Source organism: Cupriavidus gilardii (assembly GCF_008801915.1).
GTDB classification, from domain to species: domain Bacteria; phylum Pseudomonadota; class Gammaproteobacteria; order Burkholderiales; family Burkholderiaceae; genus Cupriavidus; species Cupriavidus gilardii.
This window is the reverse complement of sequence record NZ_VZOV01000033.1, coordinates 24,831-42,947: the sequence shown is the minus strand read 5'-3', so window position 1 is coordinate 42,947 and position 18,117 is coordinate 24,831. Positions and strand designations below refer to the sequence as shown.

General features: G+C 69.9%; 17 protein-coding genes and 1 pseudogene. 12 read left to right on the top strand and 6 right to left on the bottom strand.

The window, feature by feature from the left end; genetic code table 11:
• The coding region (locus F7Q96_RS24180) for a TorF family putative porin (RefSeq protein ID WP_211923522.1) at nucleotides 1-258 on the bottom strand (258 nt) is incomplete at its 3' end.
• Nucleotides 259-638: 380 nt separating this feature from the next.
• Here F7Q96_RS24180 and F7Q96_RS24175 point away from each other — a divergent pair.
• Together F7Q96_RS24175 and F7Q96_RS24170 are read left to right on the top strand one after the other, a co-directional pair.
• Nucleotides 639-893 (top strand): annotated as a pseudogene (locus tag F7Q96_RS24175) (accessory factor UbiK family protein); the annotation flags it as partial.
• A gap of 293 nt (nucleotides 894-1,186) precedes the next feature.
• Nucleotides 1,187-2,839 carry a YifB family Mg chelatase-like AAA ATPase gene (locus F7Q96_RS24170; protein ID WP_053820995.1) on the top strand — a complete coding sequence of 551 codons (1,653 nt, stop codon included), beginning with the start codon at nucleotides 1,187-1,189 and terminating at the stop codon, nucleotides 2,837-2,839.
• Nucleotides 2,840-3,242: 403 nt separating this feature from the next.
• Here F7Q96_RS24170 and F7Q96_RS24165 read toward each other — a convergent pair whose 3' ends face one another.
• The 3 genes from F7Q96_RS24165 to F7Q96_RS24155 all read right to left on the bottom strand — a co-directional run bounded on the left by F7Q96_RS24165 (nucleotide 3,243) and on the right by F7Q96_RS24155 (nucleotide 6,001).
• Complete coding sequence (locus F7Q96_RS24165) at nucleotides 3,243-3,902, bottom strand: LysE family transporter (RefSeq protein WP_053820994.1); 660 nt, start codon at nucleotides 3,900-3,902, stop codon at nucleotides 3,243-3,245.
• 141 nt (nucleotides 3,903-4,043) lie between these two features.
• Nucleotides 4,044-5,417 (bottom strand): MFS transporter, encoded by a 1,374-nt coding sequence (locus F7Q96_RS24160; RefSeq protein WP_053820993.1) that lies wholly within the window; start codon nucleotides 5,415-5,417, stop codon nucleotides 4,044-4,046.
• Nucleotides 5,417-6,001 (bottom strand): hypothetical protein, encoded by a 585-nt coding sequence (locus F7Q96_RS24155; protein WP_053820992.1) that lies wholly within the window; start codon nucleotides 5,999-6,001, stop codon nucleotides 5,417-5,419. Before F7Q96_RS24155 ends, F7Q96_RS24160 begins: the two co-directional genes overlap by 1 nt.
• Nucleotides 6,002-6,215: 214 nt before the next feature.
• Here F7Q96_RS24155 and F7Q96_RS24150 point away from each other — a divergent pair, with 214 nt between their 5' ends.
• The 10 genes from F7Q96_RS24150 to F7Q96_RS24105 all read left to right on the top strand — a co-directional run bounded on the left by F7Q96_RS24150 (nucleotide 6,216) and on the right by F7Q96_RS24105 (nucleotide 15,836).
• Nucleotides 6,216-6,692: a thioredoxin fold domain-containing protein gene (locus tag F7Q96_RS24150; RefSeq protein ID WP_053822959.1), complete on the top strand. Its 477-nt coding sequence runs from the start codon at nucleotides 6,216-6,218 to the stop codon at nucleotides 6,690-6,692.
• A gap of 80 nt (nucleotides 6,693-6,772) precedes the next feature.
• A complete protein-coding gene (locus tag F7Q96_RS24145; RefSeq protein ID WP_053820991.1) occupies nucleotides 6,773-7,318 on the top strand; it encodes a TlpA disulfide reductase family protein in 546 nt (181 codons plus the stop codon).
• 283 nt (nucleotides 7,319-7,601) lie between these two features.
• The gene (locus F7Q96_RS24140; protein ID WP_053820990.1) at nucleotides 7,602-9,719 is read left to right on the top strand and encodes an ATP-dependent helicase; all 2,118 of its coding nucleotides are present in this window, start codon (nucleotides 7,602-7,604) and stop codon (nucleotides 9,717-9,719) included.
• A 222-nt stretch (nucleotides 9,720-9,941) separates the two neighbouring features.
• Nucleotides 9,942-10,262 (top strand): (2Fe-2S) ferredoxin domain-containing protein, encoded by a 321-nt coding sequence (locus F7Q96_RS24135; protein WP_006578238.1) that lies wholly within the window; start codon nucleotides 9,942-9,944, stop codon nucleotides 10,260-10,262.
• Nucleotides 10,263-10,332: 70 nt separating this feature from the next.
• Nucleotides 10,333-10,977 carry an alpha/beta hydrolase gene (locus tag F7Q96_RS24130; RefSeq protein ID WP_053820989.1) on the top strand — a complete coding sequence of 215 codons (645 nt, stop codon included), beginning with the start codon at nucleotides 10,333-10,335 and terminating at the stop codon, nucleotides 10,975-10,977.
• Nucleotides 10,978-11,091: 114 nt separating this feature from the next.
• The gene (locus F7Q96_RS24125; protein WP_053820988.1) at nucleotides 11,092-12,297 is read left to right on the top strand and encodes a D-alanyl-D-alanine carboxypeptidase family protein; all 1,206 of its coding nucleotides are present in this window, start codon (nucleotides 11,092-11,094) and stop codon (nucleotides 12,295-12,297) included.
• 23 nt (nucleotides 12,298-12,320) lie between these two features.
• Nucleotides 12,321-12,611 (top strand): DUF493 family protein, encoded by a 291-nt coding sequence (locus F7Q96_RS24120; RefSeq protein WP_053820987.1) that lies wholly within the window; start codon nucleotides 12,321-12,323, stop codon nucleotides 12,609-12,611.
• Nucleotides 12,612-12,796: 185 nt separating this feature from the next.
• Complete coding sequence (locus F7Q96_RS24115) at nucleotides 12,797-13,999, top strand: class I SAM-dependent rRNA methyltransferase (RefSeq protein WP_053820986.1); 1,203 nt, start codon at nucleotides 12,797-12,799, stop codon at nucleotides 13,997-13,999.
• Nucleotides 14,000-14,324: 325 nt separating this feature from the next.
• A complete protein-coding gene (locus F7Q96_RS24110; protein WP_053820985.1) occupies nucleotides 14,325-15,302 on the top strand; it encodes an NAD(P)H-dependent flavin oxidoreductase in 978 nt (325 codons plus the stop codon).
• Between the two features lie 18 nt (nucleotides 15,303-15,320).
• Nucleotides 15,321-15,836, top strand: a complete 516-nt coding sequence (locus F7Q96_RS24105; protein WP_226994818.1) for a YbaN family protein — start codon at nucleotides 15,321-15,323, stop codon at nucleotides 15,834-15,836.
• A 20-nt stretch (nucleotides 15,837-15,856) separates the two neighbouring features.
• On the opposite strand, the gene F7Q96_RS24100 is transcribed toward F7Q96_RS24105, so the two are convergent.
• Both F7Q96_RS24100 and F7Q96_RS24095 read right to left on the bottom strand, forming a co-directional pair.
• Entirely contained in the window at nucleotides 15,857-17,104 is a 1,248-nt protein-coding gene (locus F7Q96_RS24100) for a phenylacetate--CoA ligase family protein (RefSeq protein WP_053820984.1), read from the bottom strand.
• A 112-nt stretch (nucleotides 17,105-17,216) separates the two neighbouring features.
• Nucleotides 17,217-18,032: an ABC transporter ATP-binding protein gene (locus F7Q96_RS24095; protein WP_006578243.1), complete on the bottom strand. Its 816-nt coding sequence runs from the start codon at nucleotides 18,030-18,032 to the stop codon at nucleotides 17,217-17,219.
• Nucleotides 18,033-18,117 lie beyond the last annotated feature (85 nt).

Here is an 18,117-nt window from a genome sequence, read left to right as displayed (position 1 = left end):
GTTCAGCCAGCTGATGCTCGAGTTCCAGTTGCCCGCGTAGAAGCCGCTCGCATGGCTGTAGTCGAAGCCGCCCTGGATCGCCGGCCGCCGGTTGGTCTGCATGATCCCGCGGTAGCGGTATTCGGAGCCCAGCGTCACGTTCGCCGTGAACGTATGCGGCGAGGCCGCTTCGGCGGTCACGGGCGCGCTCTGCGCCAGCGCGGTGGTGGCGGAACCGCACAGCGTCAGCGCGCCGATGGCGAGGGCCAGCGTCTTCATGGATTTCTTCTCCTTTTCCTTGGGCTCGGGACTTCTTTGTCAGGCGGATACTGCAACTGCCATGCCAGGAGCCGCCGGCGCCCGGGTGCGCATGGACGGCGCTTCCCACGCGCAAGGGACAGCGAATGAAAGCCGGTTTCCATCTGCCTTCGGAACGCCCGCAACACGGGGCGGGGCGGGCCATGCCGGGTTAAATGCTGTGTCCGGCAGGTCCGGGCCGCTTTCCCCGGCGCGCTTCACGGGCCATAATCGGCCCATGCCACCGGCTGGTGCTGGCCGCCGCCACGGGCGCGCACTGCACCGATAACGTGCAGACGCACCCATCCGGCCGCCCCCGCCGCCCCCGATCGATGCACCCTCACGGTGCAAAGGAGAAACCGATGAAACCCACCGATCTCTTCAACGACCTGCAGAGCAAGGTCAGCGAGGTCCTGCGCAATTCGCCCGCCAAGGACATCGAGAAGAACGTCCGCAGCATGATGACCCAGGGCTTTGCCAAGCTCGATCTGGTCACGCGCGAGGAATTCGACGTGCAGTCGCAGGTGCTGGCCCGCACGCGTGCGCGGCTGGAGGAACTGGAGATGCGTGTCGCCGAGCTGGAACGGCGCGCCGGCATGGGCGCAGCGGGGCCGGCCACGGTCGGCACCGCCGGCGTCGGCACCACGGTCTCGGCCACTTCGGTGCCGGGCTCGACCACGCCGGAACCGGGCACCGGGCCGACGAACCCGGGGCTGGCTGGCTGAGCGCGCCAGACCCACGTCACGCGAAGGCCGCCGGGCAACCGGCGGCCTTCTGCGTTTACGGCGGCGTTAATAGATCTGCGACATGCACGGCAATGCGCGCGGCGAGATGCCCGCCGGCATGCCGGATCGTTCCCCCGGCTTGCGCCTTCCATCCGCTTCGTCCAACCCTCTCCTGGTCCCTTCCCATGCACCTCGCCGTCCTGCGCAGCCGCGCGCTGACCGGCATCGACGCGCCGCCGGTCTCGGTCGAAATCCATCTGGCCAATGGCCTGCCGGCCTTCGCCATCGTCGGTCTCGCGGAGACCGAGGTGCGCGAGAGCCGCGAGCGCGTGCGCGCGGCGATCCTGAACTGCGGCTTCGAATTTCCGAACCGCCGCATCACGGTCAATCTGGCGCCCGCCGATCTGCCCAAGGAATCGGGCCGCTTCGACCTGGCGATCGCGCTCGGCATCCTCGCGGCCAGCGGGCAGATCCCGGCGCCGGCGCTGGACGGCTACGAGTTCGCCGCCGAGCTGTCGCTGTCGGGCATGCTGCGGCCGGTGCGCGGCGCGCTGGCGATGGCGATGGGACTGGCGCGCGAGCAGGCGGCCGGAGCCGGAGCCGCAGCCGCAGCCGCAGCCGCAGCCGCAGCCGAAGCCGCAGCCGGAGCCGCAGCCGGAGCCAGAGCCGGAGCAGCAGCAAGAGCTGGGACAGGGACCAATGCCAGCGCCGGCACCGCCGCTCGCGCCTTCGTGGTCGCGGCCGGCAACGGCGCCGAGGCCGCGCTGGTCGAGTCGGTCACGGTGCTGGCGGCCGCCTCGCTGCCCGAGGTCTGCGCGCACCTGGCCCGCACCGGCCCGCCGCTGGCGCGGGCCCGGCCCGGGGCGACGGCACCCTTGGCCGGTTCGCCCGCCGGCATGCCGGACATGCGCGACGTCCGCGGCCAGGGGCAGGCGCGCCGCGCGATGGAGGTGGCGGCCGCCGGCCAGCACTCCGCCTTGCTGATCGGGCCGCCCGGCACCGGCAAGTCGATGCTGGCGCAGCGCTTTCCCGGGCTGCTGCCGCCGATGACGCTGCAGGAGGCGCTCGAATCGGCCGCGGTGCTGAGCCTGACCGGCGCCGGCTTCCACACCGAGCGCTGGGGCCGCCGGCCGTTCCGCTCGCCCCACCATACCGCCTCGGCGGCCGCGATGGTCGGCGGTGGCGGCGATCCGCGCCCCGGCGAGATTTCGCTGGCGCATCACGGCGTGCTGTTCCTCGACGAGTTGCCCGAGTTCGAGCGGCGCGTGCTGGAGGTCCTGCGCGAGCCGCTGGAGTCGGGCCGCATCACGATCTCGCGTGCGGGCCGGCAGGCCGACTTCCCGGCACGCTTCCAGTTCGTCGCGGCGATGAACCCCTGCCCCTGCGGCTACCAGGGCCATCCGGCCCGCGCCTGCCGCTGTACGCCCGACCAGGTGCTGCGCTACCAGTCGCGGCTGTCCGGGCCGCTGCTGGACCGGATCGATCTGCAGATCGAAGTGCCGGCGCAAAGCCAGCAGGACACGCTGGATGGCCCGCCCGGCGAGGACAGCGCGGCGATCCGCGCGCGCGTGCTGGCCGCCCGGGCGCGGCAGCTCGAACGGCAGGGCAAACCCAATGGGGAACTGGCGGGACAGGAGATCGAGCGGCATTGCCCGCTCGACGAGCAGGCGCAGGGGCTGCTGCGCGCCGCGATGGCACGGCTGGGCTGGTCGGCGCGTTCGTACTTTCGCGTGCTGAAGGTCGCGCGGACCATTGCGGACCTGGGCGGCGCGGATTTCATCGGCACGGCGCACGCCGCGGAGGCGGTGCAGTATCGGCGGGTATTGCGCCCGGTTTAATGGCTCAGGGCCGCCATCGGCTCCCCTCTCCCGATGGCGGGAGTGGGTCGGGGGAGAGGGAACGGGCGGTCGCCCTATCGACGCCGCCGGTCATTCAATCGCCCTTGCCCTCTCCCCCGCCCCTCTCCCACATGTGGGAGAGGGGAGTGAACCGGCGCGGTGGCGGCGCATTGCCGTACATCAAGCCGGAAGTCGCGCTTCAGGCGGCTCGCCCGGCGGTTCCGGCTCCTCCTCGATCGGCGGGTGATCGGGCGGCACGCCGGGCGGCGGCGGGTCTTCTATTGGCGGAACGGTATGGTCGATATGGTCGGCACGGCGCGGCATCGGTCGGCTCCAGGGGCGAGGTAACCACCATTGAAGCAAACCGGCCGGGGGATCGCCAGCCGGCGCGGTCCGACGGCGTTCAGCCCGGCTGGCGCCGCACGAAGAACAGCGCCGCGCCGACCGCCATCAGCACGCTGCCGAACACGCGGTTCTGCCAGCGCATCGCGCGCGCATCGCGGAACAGCCCCTGCATGCGCGAGGCCAGCAGCGCGTAGCCGTGCATCACGATCAGGTCGACCGCGCACATCGTCACGGCCAGGATTGCCAGCTGCGGCGCCAGCGGCCGGCCCGCATCGATGAACTGCGGCAGCACCGCGACCATGAAGACGATGCCCTTCGGATTGGTGACATTGGTCAGCAGGCCGGTGGCGAACCGCCGGCGCGGACTCATCGCGGCCACGCGGATGCCGCCCCGCACCTCGCCCTCGCCGTTCGCGCCGCCCGGCTCCTGCTCGACGCGCGCGCGCCATTGCTGCACGCCGAGATAGATCAGATACAGCGCGCCCACCGTCTTGACCGCGGCGAACGCATGTTCGGACGCGATCAGCAGCGCGCCCAGGCCGCCGCCGGCGACCAGCAGCACGATCAGCAGCCCGGTCTGCAAGCCGAGGATCGTCGTGGTGGTCCTGCGCAGCCCATAGGACAGTCCGTGGCTCATCGACAGCACGGCCCCAGAGCCCGGCGAGACCGCGATCGCCCAGCAGGCCGCGAAATAGGCGAGCCAGATTTCCCAACGCATGATTTGCTCCTTCCTGTTTTTTCCTGAGCCCGAATCTCTTCAAACCTTCGGGCCTATCCACACTACGGACCTTTCCAACCCCCGACCTTTCCAAACCCGGACCGTTCAAACCCGCCGGATCATGGGAAACGCCGGCGGCATTCAGGCGGCCGCGCGCCGCCACAACCGCGGCACCAGCGCATACCAGAGATAGCCGACGAGCTGCAGCGCCAGCAGCCCGCCCAATGCCGCGCGGAAGGCGTCGGCCTGCGGCAGCCCGGCGTCGCGGAACAGATCGATCGCGACACCCAGCCCCCACTGGATCAGGAAGCTGCCGCCGAACACCAGCAGGTTGTAGGTGGTATTGGCGCGCCCGGCCACCTCGGCGGGAAACGCCAGGCTCAGCGTGCTCAGGATCAGCGACAGCGTGCTCGCGCACATCGCCAGCAGCGGCCACAGCAGCCACGCCGCCGGCGCGGTCCAGGCGACGATCGCCGCCTGCAGCACCAGTGTCAGCCCGGCGCCGATCATCACCAGCCGCGCGGATTCGACCGGGTCGCGCGCCCGCCGCGGCGCCAGCCAGCCCAGCAGCAGATAGCCGGCCAGCAGCGCGATATTGAACAGGAACAGGATCTGCGCGGTGCGGTCCGGCCCGAAGCCCAGCACGTCGACCAGCCAGGGGCCGACCCACAGCGTCTGCACCGCCATGAAGCCGGCCTGGTTCAGCAGCCCGAAGGGCAGCACGCGGACGAAGGCGGGGTGGCGCAGCAGCGCGCGATAGCCGCCGGCCATCGCCGCCGGCGCCGGCGCCATGCCGGTCGCGCCGGCGGTTCCGATGTCGGCCGCGATATTGGCGGGCTGCGCCGACGCGCTGACGGGCTGCCCCCCGCGCGCCAGCCGCGCGCTGCGCCGCTCGACCCGGGCGAGCCCCCGATACAGCGCCAGCGCCGACGCCAGCAGCAGGCCCGCCATCACCAGGAACACGCCGCGCCAGCCCAGCCATGGCAGCACCGCCTGCACCGGCAGCGTCGTCATCAGCGCGCCGCCGCTGCCGGCGACCAGCATCCAGACCGACAGCTGGCTCTGCCTCGCGGTCGGAAACCAGCGGCGATAGGCGGTATAGGAAGCCATCAGGCAGGCCGACACCCCGGCGCCGATCAGCGCCCGGCCCAGCCACAAGGTCGCCGCCGAGCCGGCCAGCGCGAACACCAGCGCGCCCACCGCCGCGACCAGCAGCAGCACCGTTTCGACGCGGCGCACGCCGCGCCGGTCCAGCCACTGGCCGACGGGCAGCTGCATCGCGGCGAAGGCGAGGAAATAGGCCGACGACAGCAGGCCCAGATCGGCGTTCGACAGCCGCAGGTCGGCGATCAGCTCGGGGGCGATCACCGCGTTGATGGTGCGCAGCGCGTACGACAGCACATAGGCGGCCGCGAAGCAGGCGAACACCAGCGCGCCCTCGCCCCGGCGCAGCAGCGCGGATGGGCGCATGGACAGGCCGATGCGGGTGCTGCGCGGGCCGGGACGGGAAGGCATCAGAACGGGTGGAAGCCGGCCAGGAACTGCTCGACCTGCTCGGCCTGGCGCTGGTCGCGCGCGGCATCGCCGGCTTCGAGCACGACCGCCTGGTAGACCTTGGTGCCCTTGGCGACCAGCCGTGCGGTCAGCCGGCGCGGCGCCTTGTCCTGCGGCGACACCGCGGCGACGCGGATTTCGATGGCCGGCAGCGCCACCGGCGGCTGGGCCGACGACATCACTGTGACCGCGCGCGTCTGTACCGGCTCGGTTGGCGCGTTGCCCAGATTGGCCAGCAGACCGGACTGCATCGCCGACAGCGCCTCGGCGCGCAGCGCGGCGTCGTCGCTGGGCAGCGTGACCACGCCGACCGCGAACAGCGTCTCGTCGACGCGGGCCGCTTCCATCGTCATCGGCAGCTTGCGGCCCGCGATCGCGACATCGCGCGCGGCGCTGGTCGGCTTGCGGGGATAGAGCGCGGCGTACCCGCCCTCGTTGGACTGGATGGTCCGCCAGTCGTAGCGCGGCGAGCAGGCCAGCAGCGCGGCCACCGCCAGGCCGGCGCAACACCGGGCCGGCCGGCGGAGGAACGAAAGGCGAGACATCGAAAGCGGGATCGGACGGGTGAACGAAGGACGGCCCAAAAAAGAGGGACCATGCGCCGCCCCGGCAGCGGGGCGGCCAAGCCGCTATTATCGGGGATCAGACACTGGCGCAGTGTCTTTCTCTTCTCGATATTTCATTATGCTTTTCGACTTCGCAGCTCGCCGCATCGGTCCGGCATGGCCTCGGGGCTCGAGCTTGGCGTGGCTTGCCGGCATGCCGGTGGCCGGCTTGGCGCTCGCCTGGGTCCTCGCCGCAGCCGCCCCGCCGGCACGGGCGGCGAGTCCCGCGCACCTGCCCGCTGTCAGCGACCTGGCGGCGGAAACCCGCGCGGCCAGCCGGCGCGGCGAACCGCTGGTGGTGCTGGTGACGCTGCCGGACTGCGGCTATTGCGAGGCGGTGCGGCGCAACTATCTGGGCCCACAGGCCGCCGCCGGGCAACTCGTCGCGCACGAGCTCGACATGAGCGCGGCGACGCCGATCCGCGATGCCGACGGCCGTGCCACCACCGCCCGTGCCTGGGCGCGCGAGCACGGCATCCGCTTCGCGCCGACCGTGCTGTTCCTCGACGGACGCGGCCGGCCGGCCGCGCCGCCGCTGCGCGGCATGCAGCCGGACTTCTACGGCGCCTATCTGGAGCAGTCGCTCGATACCGCGCGCGCCGCGATGGCGGCCGGGGCCGGCGCGCGCTGAGCCCGCCCCCGCCAGCGCTCGGGCGCCATCGGCCGCCGCGGCGCTAGAATGGCGTTTTCCCCTCCTTTGGTCGGCCCATCATGACTTCGTCCGCCTCCCAACCGGAACGTCCCGCCTCCCCCCGCAAGCGCTGGCCGCTGATCGTGGGCCTGCTGGTGCTGGTCCTGCTCGGCTGGTTCGGCTACCGCGCGCTGACCCCGGCGCGGCAAGCGCCGCAGGCGACCTTCGTGCTGCTGTCCGGCGAGCGCGTCAGCACCGCGCAGCTGCAGGGCAAGGTCTATATGGTCAACTTCTGGGCCACCAGCTGCACCACCTGCGTCAAGGAGATGCCTGACATGGTGCGCACTTATCAGCAGTTCAAGGACAAGGGCCTCGAGTTCGTCGCCGTGGCGATGAGCTATGACCCGCCGATGTATGTGACCAATTTCACCGAGACGCGCAAGCTGCCGTTCAAGGTCGCGCTCGATTCGGACGGCTCCGCGGCCAAGGCGTTCGGCGACGTGCAGCTGACGCCGACCACCTTCGTGGTGGACAAGGACGGCCGCATCCTGAAGCGCTACGTTGGCGAGCCGGAGTGGGACAGCCTGCACAAGCTGCTGGATCAGGCGTTGGGCAAGGCGGTTTGATGCGCTGACCGGGAAGGGGCGGCTGCGGTATGCCGGCGCCGCTTGCCCTCTCCCCAACCCTCTCCCGCAAGCGGAAGAGAGAGAACCCCGCAGGCACTCGGCAAGGCTGCCGGTTTGCTCCCCTCGCCCGCTTGCCGGTGAGCGCAGGGGGAGAGGGCAACTCGGGCGTCACCACAGTAAAAGCGCCCTTCTCGCCCCTTCAACGATCCCCCGCTTGCCCAACACATCTGTATGGATATACAGTCTGCGGCGAACATTTCCGGTTTTCGCCCTCGCCTGTCCTGTGTCCGTCGATCTTGCCCTCGCTCCTGCCGCCGCCCAGTCCGACCCGGCTGACCCGGTCGACTATCTCGCCGCGCTCAATCCCGAGCAGCGTGAAGCGGTCGAGCACCCGACCGACCAGCCGCTGCTGATCATCGCCGGCGCAGGCTCGGGCAAGACCAATACGCTGGCGCACCGCGTCGCGCATCTGCTGCTGGGCGGCGCCGATCCGCGCCGCATCCTGCTGCTGACGTTCTCTCGGCGCGCCGCGGTCGAGATGGGCCGGCGTGTCGAACGCATCGTCGACCAGGCCTTCGCCGCCCGCAACGGCACCACCTCGTCGGCCAATCCCGGCCGCGCCGCGCTGCAATGGGCCGGCACCTTCCACGCGATCGGCGCGCGCCTGCTGCGCGAATACGCGGAAACGCTGGGCCTGTCGCCCTCCTTCACGATCAGCGACCGCGGCGATTCGGCCGACCTGATCAACGTGGTGCGGCACGACCTCGGCCTGTCGGCGCAGAACGCGCGCTTCCCCCGGAAGGAAACCTGCCTGGCGATCTATTCGCGCGTGGTCAACACGCAGTTGCCGCTCGAAGAGGTGCTGCAGCGGCAGTTCCCCCGCTACGCGATGTGGGTCGATGCGCTGCGCACGCTGTTCGCCGGCTATGTCGAGGCCAAGCAGAAGCAGCAGGTGCTCGACTACGACGACCTGCTGCTGTACTGGGCGCAGGCGCTGGCCGAGCCGGCGCTGGCGCGCGACATGGGCGAGCGCTTCGACCACGTGCTGGTCGACGAATACCAGGACACCAATGCGCTGCAGGCGGCGATCCTGCTGTCGCTCAAGCCCGACGGCCGCGGCCTGACCGTCGTCGGCGACGATGCGCAATCGATCTACGCGTTCCGCGGCGCCACCGTGCGCAACATCCTCGACTTCCCGCACCGCTTCTCGCCGCCGGCGGGACAGGTCACGCTGTCGCGCAACTACCGCTCGACGCAGCCGATCCTGGCCGCGGCCAACGCGGTGATCGGGCTGGCCGCCGAGCGCTTTACCAAGGACCTGTGGTCCGACCGCGCCAGCGCCGAGAAGCCGGACGTGGTGGTGGTCAACGACGAGACCGAGCAGGCGCGCTTCGTGGTCGAGCGCATCCTGGCGCGGCGCGAGGAAGGGCTGGCGCTGATGGCGCAGGCGGTGCTGTTCCGCGCCGCCGACCACAGCGCGCAGCTCGAACTGGAGCTGGTCCGCCGCAACATCCCGTTCGTCAAGTTCGGCGGGCTCAAATTCCTGGAGTCGACCCACGTCAAGGACATGCTCGCGGTGCTGCGCTGGCTGGAGAATCCGCGCGACCGCATGGCGGGCTTTCGCACGCTGCAGCTGATGCCGGGTGTCGGACCGAAGACCGCGGCGCGCGTGCTCGACGGGCTGGAGCTCGCCAGCGATCCGCTGTTCGCGCTCGAATCGTTCGAAGCGCCGGCGGCCGCCGCGCACGCCTGGACGGAACTGGTCGCGCTGGCGCGCGAGGCGATGGCGCCGGCGGCGGCGTGGCCGGTCGACTTCGAGCGCGTGCTGCGCTGGTACGAACCGCATCTGGAGCGGCTGCACGACGATGCCGCCGCGCGTGCCGCCGACCTGCAGCAGCTGGCGCGCATCGCCGCGACCTACGGCTCGCGCGAACGCTTCCTGACCGAGCTGACGCTGGACCCGCCCGACGCCTCCAGCGACGAATCGGGCGTGCCGCTGCGCGACGAGGACTACCTGATCCTGTCGACGATCCATTCGGCCAAGGGCCAGGAGTGGAAGGCGGTCTACGTGCTGAACGCGGTCGACGGCTGCCTGCCCTCCGACCTGGCCACCGGCACCACCGAGGAGATCGAGGAGGAGCGCCGGCTGCTCTATGTCGCGATGACCCGCGCGCGCGACCATCTCGACATCGTGGTGCCGCAGCGCTTCTACGTGCACCAGCAGCCCGGCATGGGCGACCGCCACGTGTATGCGTCGCGCACGCGCTTCCTGCCCAATCGCGTGATGCCGCATTTCCACAGCCGCGCGTGGCCGCCGCCTCCGCCGGTCGATGCGGCGCCCCAGCGCGCCTCGCTGCCGGCGGTCGACCTCGCCGCGCGGATGCGCAATATGTGGCGATGAGGGAGGCGCAGCCGGCAGCGGCCCCTCCGCCGCTCGCCACGAGGGCGCCAGGCCGACGCATTCTGTGGCCCATAGCTAACTCGCGCCATCGCGCCGCGCTGCAGGCGTCGCCATGCGGTCGAAACGGCCCCCGGCTCGCCGTATAATTCCGAGCTTCCCACCGTTCCGACCGGCGCCAAGCCGCGCGCGCGGCCCAGCCGAGCGCGCCGCGCCCTCCCACGCATGAGCAGCTACTACCAGCACCACGTCTTCTTCTGCCTGAATCAGCGCGAGCCGGGCGAAAACTGCTGCGCCAACCACAACGCCAAGGCGATGCAGGAATACGCCAAGAAGCGCTGCAAGGAGCTGGGCATCGCCGGCGGCGAGGGGCGCGTGCGGATCAACAAGGCCGGCTGCCTGAACCGCTGTGAACTCGGTCCGGTACTGGTGGTCTACCCGGAGGCCGTTTGGTACACATTCGTCGACGAGCAGGACATCGACGAAATCATCGACAGCCATCTGATCCACGGCAAGCCGGTCGAACGCCTGATGGTGGATCGCTGAGCGCCGCGCTCGGCCGCATCCGCCGCCATCCGCTGCCCGCTTTCGTTCCCGGATTTCCGCCCTTCCTGCCATGAACGCGCATACCCAGGTACTCACCGTTGCCGGTCCCGCCGGCGCGATCGACGTCTCGGTCGACCTGCCGCAGGCCGCCCCGGTGCGCGGCCTCGCGCTGGTCGGCCATCCGCATCCGCTGTTCGGCGGCACCAAGGACAACAAGGTCGCGCAGACGCTGGCGCGCGCCTTCGTGCAGCTGGGCTACGCCACCGTGCGGCCGAACTTCCGCGGGGTCGGCGGCACCGCCGGCGAGCACGACAACGGCCAGGGCGAGCAGGACGATCTGCTGGCGGTGATCGAGTGGATGCGCCAGCAGCGCGACTGGTCCGCCGACGCGGCCACGCTGCCGCTGGCGCTGGCCGGCTTCTCGTTCGGCAGCTTCGTCGTCAGCCATGTGGCGCGGCGCCTGGCCGAGGCCGGCACGCCCGCCGAGCGGCTGGCGATGGTCGGCACCGCGGCTTCGCGCTGGCAGGTCGCGCAGGTGCCCGCCGATACCATCGTGATCCACGGCGAGCAGGACGAGACCGTGCCGCTCGCCAGCGTGCTCGACTGGGCGCGGCCGCAGGAACTGCCGGTCACGGTCATTCCCGGCGCCGATCATTTCTTCCATCGCAAGCTGCACCTGATCAAGCAGCTCGTCGTCAATGCGTGGCAGCGCTGAGCCCGGGCATTGAGCGGGCGGCCACGGCGATCCGTGGCCGCCGCTCCATGCCCCGCCGCCACGCCCGCGTGGCAGCGCGACGCTGCCCTTTCTCTCTTGTCGGAACCTGAAAACATGTTCAATCAAGCTTCGCCGCTGTTCTCCCACCGCATCGCCCATACCCTGCTGGCCAGCGCCGCCGTGCTCGCGCTCGCCAGCGCACCGCTGACGGTGCGCGCGCAGGCCGTGCCGATGCCGCAGGTGGCAGCCAAGGCGTGGATGCTCTATGACGTCACCAGCGGCCAGGCGCTCGGCTCGCAGAATGCCGACGCCCGCATCGAGCCGGCTTCGCTGACCAAGATCATGACCGCCTACCTGGCCTTCCAGGCGCTGAAGGAAAAGCGCCTGACGCTGGACCAGGCAGTGGTGCCGACCAATGTCGTGCTGAAGGTCAAGAGCGACGAGTCGCGCATGTTCATCGAGCCGAACAAGCCGGTCACGGTGCAGGACCTGCTGATGGGCCTGATCGTGCAGTCGGGCAACGACGCCGCGCTGGCGCTGGCCGAGGCGGTCGGCGGCTCGGAGGAAGGCTTTGTCGCGATGATGAACCGCGAGGCCCAGCGCATGGGCATGAAGAGCACGCATTTCACGAATACCGACGGCATTCCCGACCCGAACCACTACACCACCGCGGCGGACCTCGCGATCCTGACGACGCGCCTGATCCAGGACTTCCCCGAGTACTACGGCATGTACTCGCAAAAGGAGTTCACCTATAACAAGATCAAGCAGCCCAACCGCAACCGCCTGCTGTACATCGATTCGACCGTGGACGGCGTCAAGACCGGCCACACCCGCTCGGCGGGCTACTGCCTGATCTCCTCGGCCAAGCGCCCGCTGGCCAACGTGCCGAATGGCTCGCGCCGGCTGATCTCGATCGTGATCGGCACCACCAGCGAACAGGTCCGCACGCAGGAAAGCCTGAAGGTGCTGAACTACGGCTTCCAGTTCTTCGACACGCTGCGCCTCTACGACAAGGGCCAGGTGCTGGCCACGCCGGACATCTACAAGGGCAAGAACGACTCGATCAAGATCGGCGTCCGCGACGAGACCTACGTGACCGTGCCCAAGGGCACCGCGGGCCGTCTGAAGCCGGTGCTGGAGCGTCAGGAGCTGCTGGTGGCGCCGATTTCGGCGGGCCAGCAGGTCGGCACCGTCAAGCTGATGGACGGCACCACCAAGGTGGCGGAATTCCCGGTGGTCGCGCTGGAGGAGGTGCCGGAGGCCGGCTTCTTCGGCCGCATCTGGGACACCATCCGCCTGTGGTTCAAGCGCAAGTAACACGCAACAAGGAGGCCGCCGCCATGAGCGCCGACAACACCGACAACGGGCGCGACCAGCCTTCGCTGATCGAATACCCGAGCGATTTCCCCATCAAGGTGATGGGCGCGATGCAGGACGGCTTCGCCGAGGCCATCGTCACGCTGGTGCAGGAATTCGACCCGGGCTTTCATGCCGGCAAGATGGAGATGCGCCCCTCGCGCAACGGCAACTATCTGGGCCTGACCGTGACGGTCTGGGTCACCAGCCGCGAGCAGCTCGACGATCTGTATCGCGCGCTGACCGCGCATCCGATGGTCAAGGTGGTGCTGTAACGCGACGCGGACGCCGGCTACGGCCGGCGGAGCCTGTCCCTTTTGCACCGTCCCGCTTGCGCCTCCCCGTTTGCACCGTCCCGTTTCCACCGTGCCCTCTCCCCGGCATGTCCCGCAGGCCGGAGAGGAGCGAACCGCGCGGTGAACCCGAAGGCCGCCGATGCGCGGCCTCCCTTCCCTGAATCATGAATACGCTGACCCTGAAGCCCGGCAAGGAGAAGTCCCTGCTGCGCCGCCATCCCTGGATCTATGCGACCGGCGTCGACCGCGTCGAGGGCCGCGCCGAGCCTGGCGCCACCATCACCGTACGCGCCGCCGACGGCCGCTTTCTCGCCAAGGCCGCCTACAGCCCGCACTCGCAGATCCGCGCGCGGGTCTGGACCTTCGACGAGAACGAGCCGGTCGACCATGCGCTGATCAAGCGCCGCGTCGCCGCCGCGGTCGCGCATCGCCGCCAGTGGGTCAGCGACAGCGACGCGGTACGGCTGGTGTTCGGCGAGGCCGACCGGCTGCCCGGGCTGGTGGTCGACTACTACGGCGCCGGGCGCGGTGCCGAGCAGGCGCAACTGGTCTGCCAGTTCAATGCGGCCGGCGTCGAGCAGTGGAAGGACGCGATCGTGCAGGCGCTGGTCAGGGAAACCGGCTGCCCCAACGTCTACGAGCGCTCCGACGCCGCGGTGCGCGAGCGCGAAGGGCTGGAACTCGTGACCGGCGTGCTGGCCGGCGCCGAGCCCGATCCCGAGCTGTCGGTGACCGAACACGGCGTGCGCTACTACGTCGATGTCCGCAACGGCCACAAGACCGGCTTCTATGTCGACCAGCGCGACAACCGCAAGCTGGTCGGCGACCTCGCCGAAGGGCGCGAGGTACTGAACTGCTTCTGCTACACCGGCGGCTTCTCGCTGGCGGCGCTGCGCGGCGGCGCGGCGTCGGTCGTGTCGATCGATTCGTCGGGCGAGGCGCTGAAGATTGCCGAGGGCAATGTCGCGCTGAACGGCTTCGATGCGGGCCGTGCGACGTGGCTCGACGCGGACGTGTTCAAGTCGCTGCGGCAGTTCCGCGCCGAGGGCCGGCAGTTCGACCTGATCGTGCTGGATCCGCCCAAGTTCGCGCCGTCGGCCCAGCATATCGACCGCGCCGCGCGCGCCTACAAGGAAATCAATCTGGTCGGCATGCAGCTGCTGCGGCCGGGCGGTCTGCTGTTCACCTATTCATGCTCGGGCGCGATCGGCATGGAGCTGTTCCACAAGATCGTGGCCGGCGCCGCCACCGACGCGCGCGTCGATGCGCGCATCCTGCGGCGGCTGTCTGCCGGCACCGACCATCCGATGCTGGCGGCCTTCCCCGAGGGCGAATATCTGAAGGGTCTGCTGCTGCAGCGGGTGTAGGCACGTCCGGACGCAATCCGTTGCACCGACGCTATTGCCGCTTCACCGAGACGTCACCGGGTCGTCCCCGGATCGTCATATTGCCGCTCTACCATGCCGTTGACGGTTCCGGCATTGGCAGGTGCCCGCCGTCGATGTATCAGTCTTCGTGGTAATTGCCCCGCCCCGGACGCGGGGCTTTTTTTTGGTTCATCGCCGATTACCGGGCGCTAGACTGGGGCCTCTACCGTTGCGCTACCGTCGCCTCGCGCAAGTTTTCTATAATCGAACGATCGTTCAGAAAAACGCCGATGCCGCGCATCGCTTCCGAGGTTCAGGAGACACCATGCCCGCCGCCAAACAGATTCCCGCCGTCCTGCAGAACCTGACGCTGCCCGTGATCGCGTCGCCGATGTTCATCGTCAGCTATCCCGAACTGGTGCTGGCGCAATGCAAGGCCGGCATCGTCGGTTCGTTTCCGGCGCTGAATGCGCGCCCCGCCGAGCTGCTCGACGAATGGCTGACGCAGATGCAGCAGGAACTGGCGGAGTTCCGCGCGACCAACCCCGACGCCACCGTCGGGCCCATTGCGGTCAACCAGATCGTGCATGCGTCGAATGCCCGGCTGGAGCAGGACGTGCGCGTCTGCGTCGAGCACAAGGTGCCGGTCTTCATCACCTCGCTGCGCGCGCCGGTCAAGGAGATGATCGACGCGGTGCACAGCTATGGCGGCATCGTGCTGCACGACGTGATCAACCTGCGCCATGCCGAGAAGGCGATCGAGGCCGGCGTCGACGGCCTGATCCTGGTCGCGGCCGGTGCCGGCGGGCATGCCGGCACGCTGTCGCCGTTCGCGCTGGTGGGCGAGGTACGGCGCATCTTCGACGGCCCGATCGCGCTGTCGGGCTCGATCGCCACCGGCGACGCGGTGCTGGCCGCGCAGGCGATGGGCGCCGACTTCGCCTATGTCGGCACGCGCTTCATCGCCTCGCAGGAAGCGCATGCCAGCGAAGCGTACAAGCGCTCGATCACCGATGCGGCCGCCGCGGACATCGTCTACACCAACCTGTTCACCGGCGTGCACGGCAACTACATCCGCGAGAGCATCCTCAATTCGGGGCTCGATCCGGAGAACCTGCCGCAGGCCGACAAGAGCAAGATGGATTTTTCCAGCGGCAGCTCGAAGGCGAAGGCGTGGAAGGACATCTGGGGCGCGGGCCAGGGCGTGGGGCAGATCGACGCGATCGCGTCGGCCGGCGAGATTGTCGCGCGGATGAAGGCCGAGTACGATGCGGCCAAGGCGCGCCTGTGCGCCACCTGCTGACCGTCGCCGCCACCGCGGATGCGGTCGTCCCCGCAGACCGCTGGAGATTCCCCGCTGGATAAACCCCCTGTCGTCATTGCCGAGGTCCGGCGCAGCCGCCGCGAACGCGTCATCCGCGCGGCCTGGGCCACGCTCGGCATCGTCTGCATGGTGCTGGCGGTGCTCGGCATCTTCCTGCCGGTGCTGCCCGCCACGCCGTTCGTGCTGCTGGCCGCGGCCTGCTTCGCGCGCGGCTCGGAACGCTTCCACGACTGGCTGATGAGCCATCCCCGGCTCGGGCCGATCGTGCACGACTGGCAGCGCCATCGCAGCATCCCGCTGCGCGCCAAGATCCTGGCGATCGGAACGATGTGGATCTCGCTGCCGACCACGGCCTGGCTGCTGCGCGCCAGGCCGGTGTTCTCGATTGCGCTGCTGGTGCTCGGCGCGGTGGCGACCGCCTATCTGCTGTACCTGCCGACACGGCCGCGCGGCGGCTATGGGCCGGCATCGGGCACGCGGTCCAGCGAGCCGGAACCGCCGCGGCGGCGCTGACTTCGCTTGGCCGACCGCGCTCAGTCGTAGCTGCGCGCGTCCTCGATGACCTTGCCGTCTTGCGGCAGGGAACCGGCCGGCACGAACTTCACCTCGCCCTTGAGCCGCATCACGTCGCGCATCGACACGGCGATCGCATCGGCCAGCCCTTGATCGTCGCGCGTGGCGTCGCAATGCAGCGTCATCACGTCGGCGCCCGGCGCGCCGGTGACCACCAGCCGCGCGGCGCGCAGCTCGGGATGGCGGCGCATCACCTCGCCGATCTGGCCGGGATGGACGAACATCCCCTTGACCTTGGTAGTCTGGTCGGCGCGGCCCAGCCAGCCGCGCAGCCGGATATTGGTGCGCCCGCAGGGGCTCGGCGTCGTCGAGGAGCCCGCCACGACCGCGGACAGATCGCCGGTGCCGAAGCGGATCAGCGGATAGTCCTCGTTGCCCAGCACCGTGACCACCACCTCGCCGACCTCGCCCTCCGGCATCGGCCGCGTGCCGCCCGGCTCGACGATCTCGACCAGCACACCCTCGTCGACCACCCAGCCGTCGCCGCCGTCGCTTTCATAGGCGATCAGCCCGACATCGGCGGTGCCGTACATCTGGTGCACCTTGATGCCGCGCTCGACGAACCAGGCGCGCAGCGAAGGCGGCAGCGCCTCGCCCGACACCAGTGCCTTGGCCAGGCTGCACGGCTGGCCGAGCTCGGCGCCGCGTTCGAGCAGGATCTTCAGGAACGACGGCGTGCCGGCGTAGGCCGCGGGCCGCAGCATCGACAGCGCCTGCACCTGCGATTCGGTCTGGCCGACGCCGGCCGGGAACACGCAGCAGCCCAGCCGGTGCGCGCCGGTTTCCATCATCATGCCGGCCGGCGTGAAGTGATAGGAGAAGGTGTTGTAGACCAGCTCGCCGCGGCGAAAGCCGGCGGCGAACATCGCGCGCGCGGTGCGCCACCAGTCGGGCCCGTGGCCGTCGGGTTCATGCAGCGGCCCCGGCGATTGGTAGATATGGCGCAGCGCGCCGAGCGGCGTCGCGTTGAGCCCGCCGAGCGGAGCGCTGGCCTGCTGCAGTGCGCCGAGCTGCGCCTTGCGCGTGACCGGCAGCGCGGCCAGCGCCTCGCGCGTGGTCAGCGCCTGCGGATCGACATCGCGCAGCGCCTCGGCGAAGAACGGCGCGTGCGTCCTGGCATGCGCGACCTGGCGCGACAGCGCGGCCATCAGGGCCTGTTCGCGCGCGGCGGGATCGCGCGTCTCGAGAGCGTCGAAGTATTCGGACATGGTGACGGATGTCGGTAAGGATGGGTGCCGGGCGATACCGGATACGGCCGCGGCTGGGCAAGGCAAGTTGCCGGCGCCGATCGCCGCGCGGGCCAGCCGGTCCGCGCGCCGCTCAGGCGAGCCAGCGCTTGCGCCGGCGGTAGCTCTTGACGTCGCGGAACGACTTGCGGCCGCCGCCGTCGGCATCGTTGGCGGCCACGCCGAGGTAGAACTCCTTGACGTCCTCGTTGGTGCGCAGCGCCTCGGCGGCGCCGTCCATCACCACGCGGCCGTTCTCGAGGATGTAGCCGTAGTCCGCATAGCGCAGCGCGACCATCGTGTTCTGCTCGGCCAGCAGGAAGCTGACGCGCTCGCGCTGGTTCAGGTCGCGCACGATCTCGAAGATCTCCTCGACGATCTGCGGCGCCAGCCCCATCGACGGCTCGTCGAGCAGCACCATATTGGGCTTGGCCATCATGGCCCGGCCGATCGCGCACATCTGCTGCTCGCCGCCGGACGTATAGCCCGCCTGCGACTTGCGCCGGGTCTTCAGGCGCGGAAAGTAGGTGTAGATCTTGTCGAGCTCGTCGCGCGTTTCGCCGCGCGAGAGCCCGCGCGTATAGGCGCCGGTCAGCAGGTTCTCCTCGATGGTCAGGTGGGCGAAGCAGTGGCGGCCTTCCATTACCTGGATCACGCCGCGCTTGACCAGATCGTTCGGCGTCAGCTGGTCCACGCGCGCGCCGCGGTATTCGATCGAGCCCTTGGTCACGTCGCCGCGCTCGGCGCGCAGCAGGTTCGAGATCGCCTTCAGCGTGGTGGTCTTGCCCGCCCCGTTGGCCCCCAGCAGCGCCACGATGCTGCCCTCCGGCACGTCGAGCGACACGCCCTTGAGCACCAGGATCACGTGGTCGTAGATCACTTCGATGTTGTTGATGGACAGCAGGGTCATGGTGGACCTCGGTAGTGATAGCGGGGCGCGGCGGTGTTCTCCCTCTCCCGCTCCGGGCGGGAGATCGGGAAGAGGGAGAACCCCT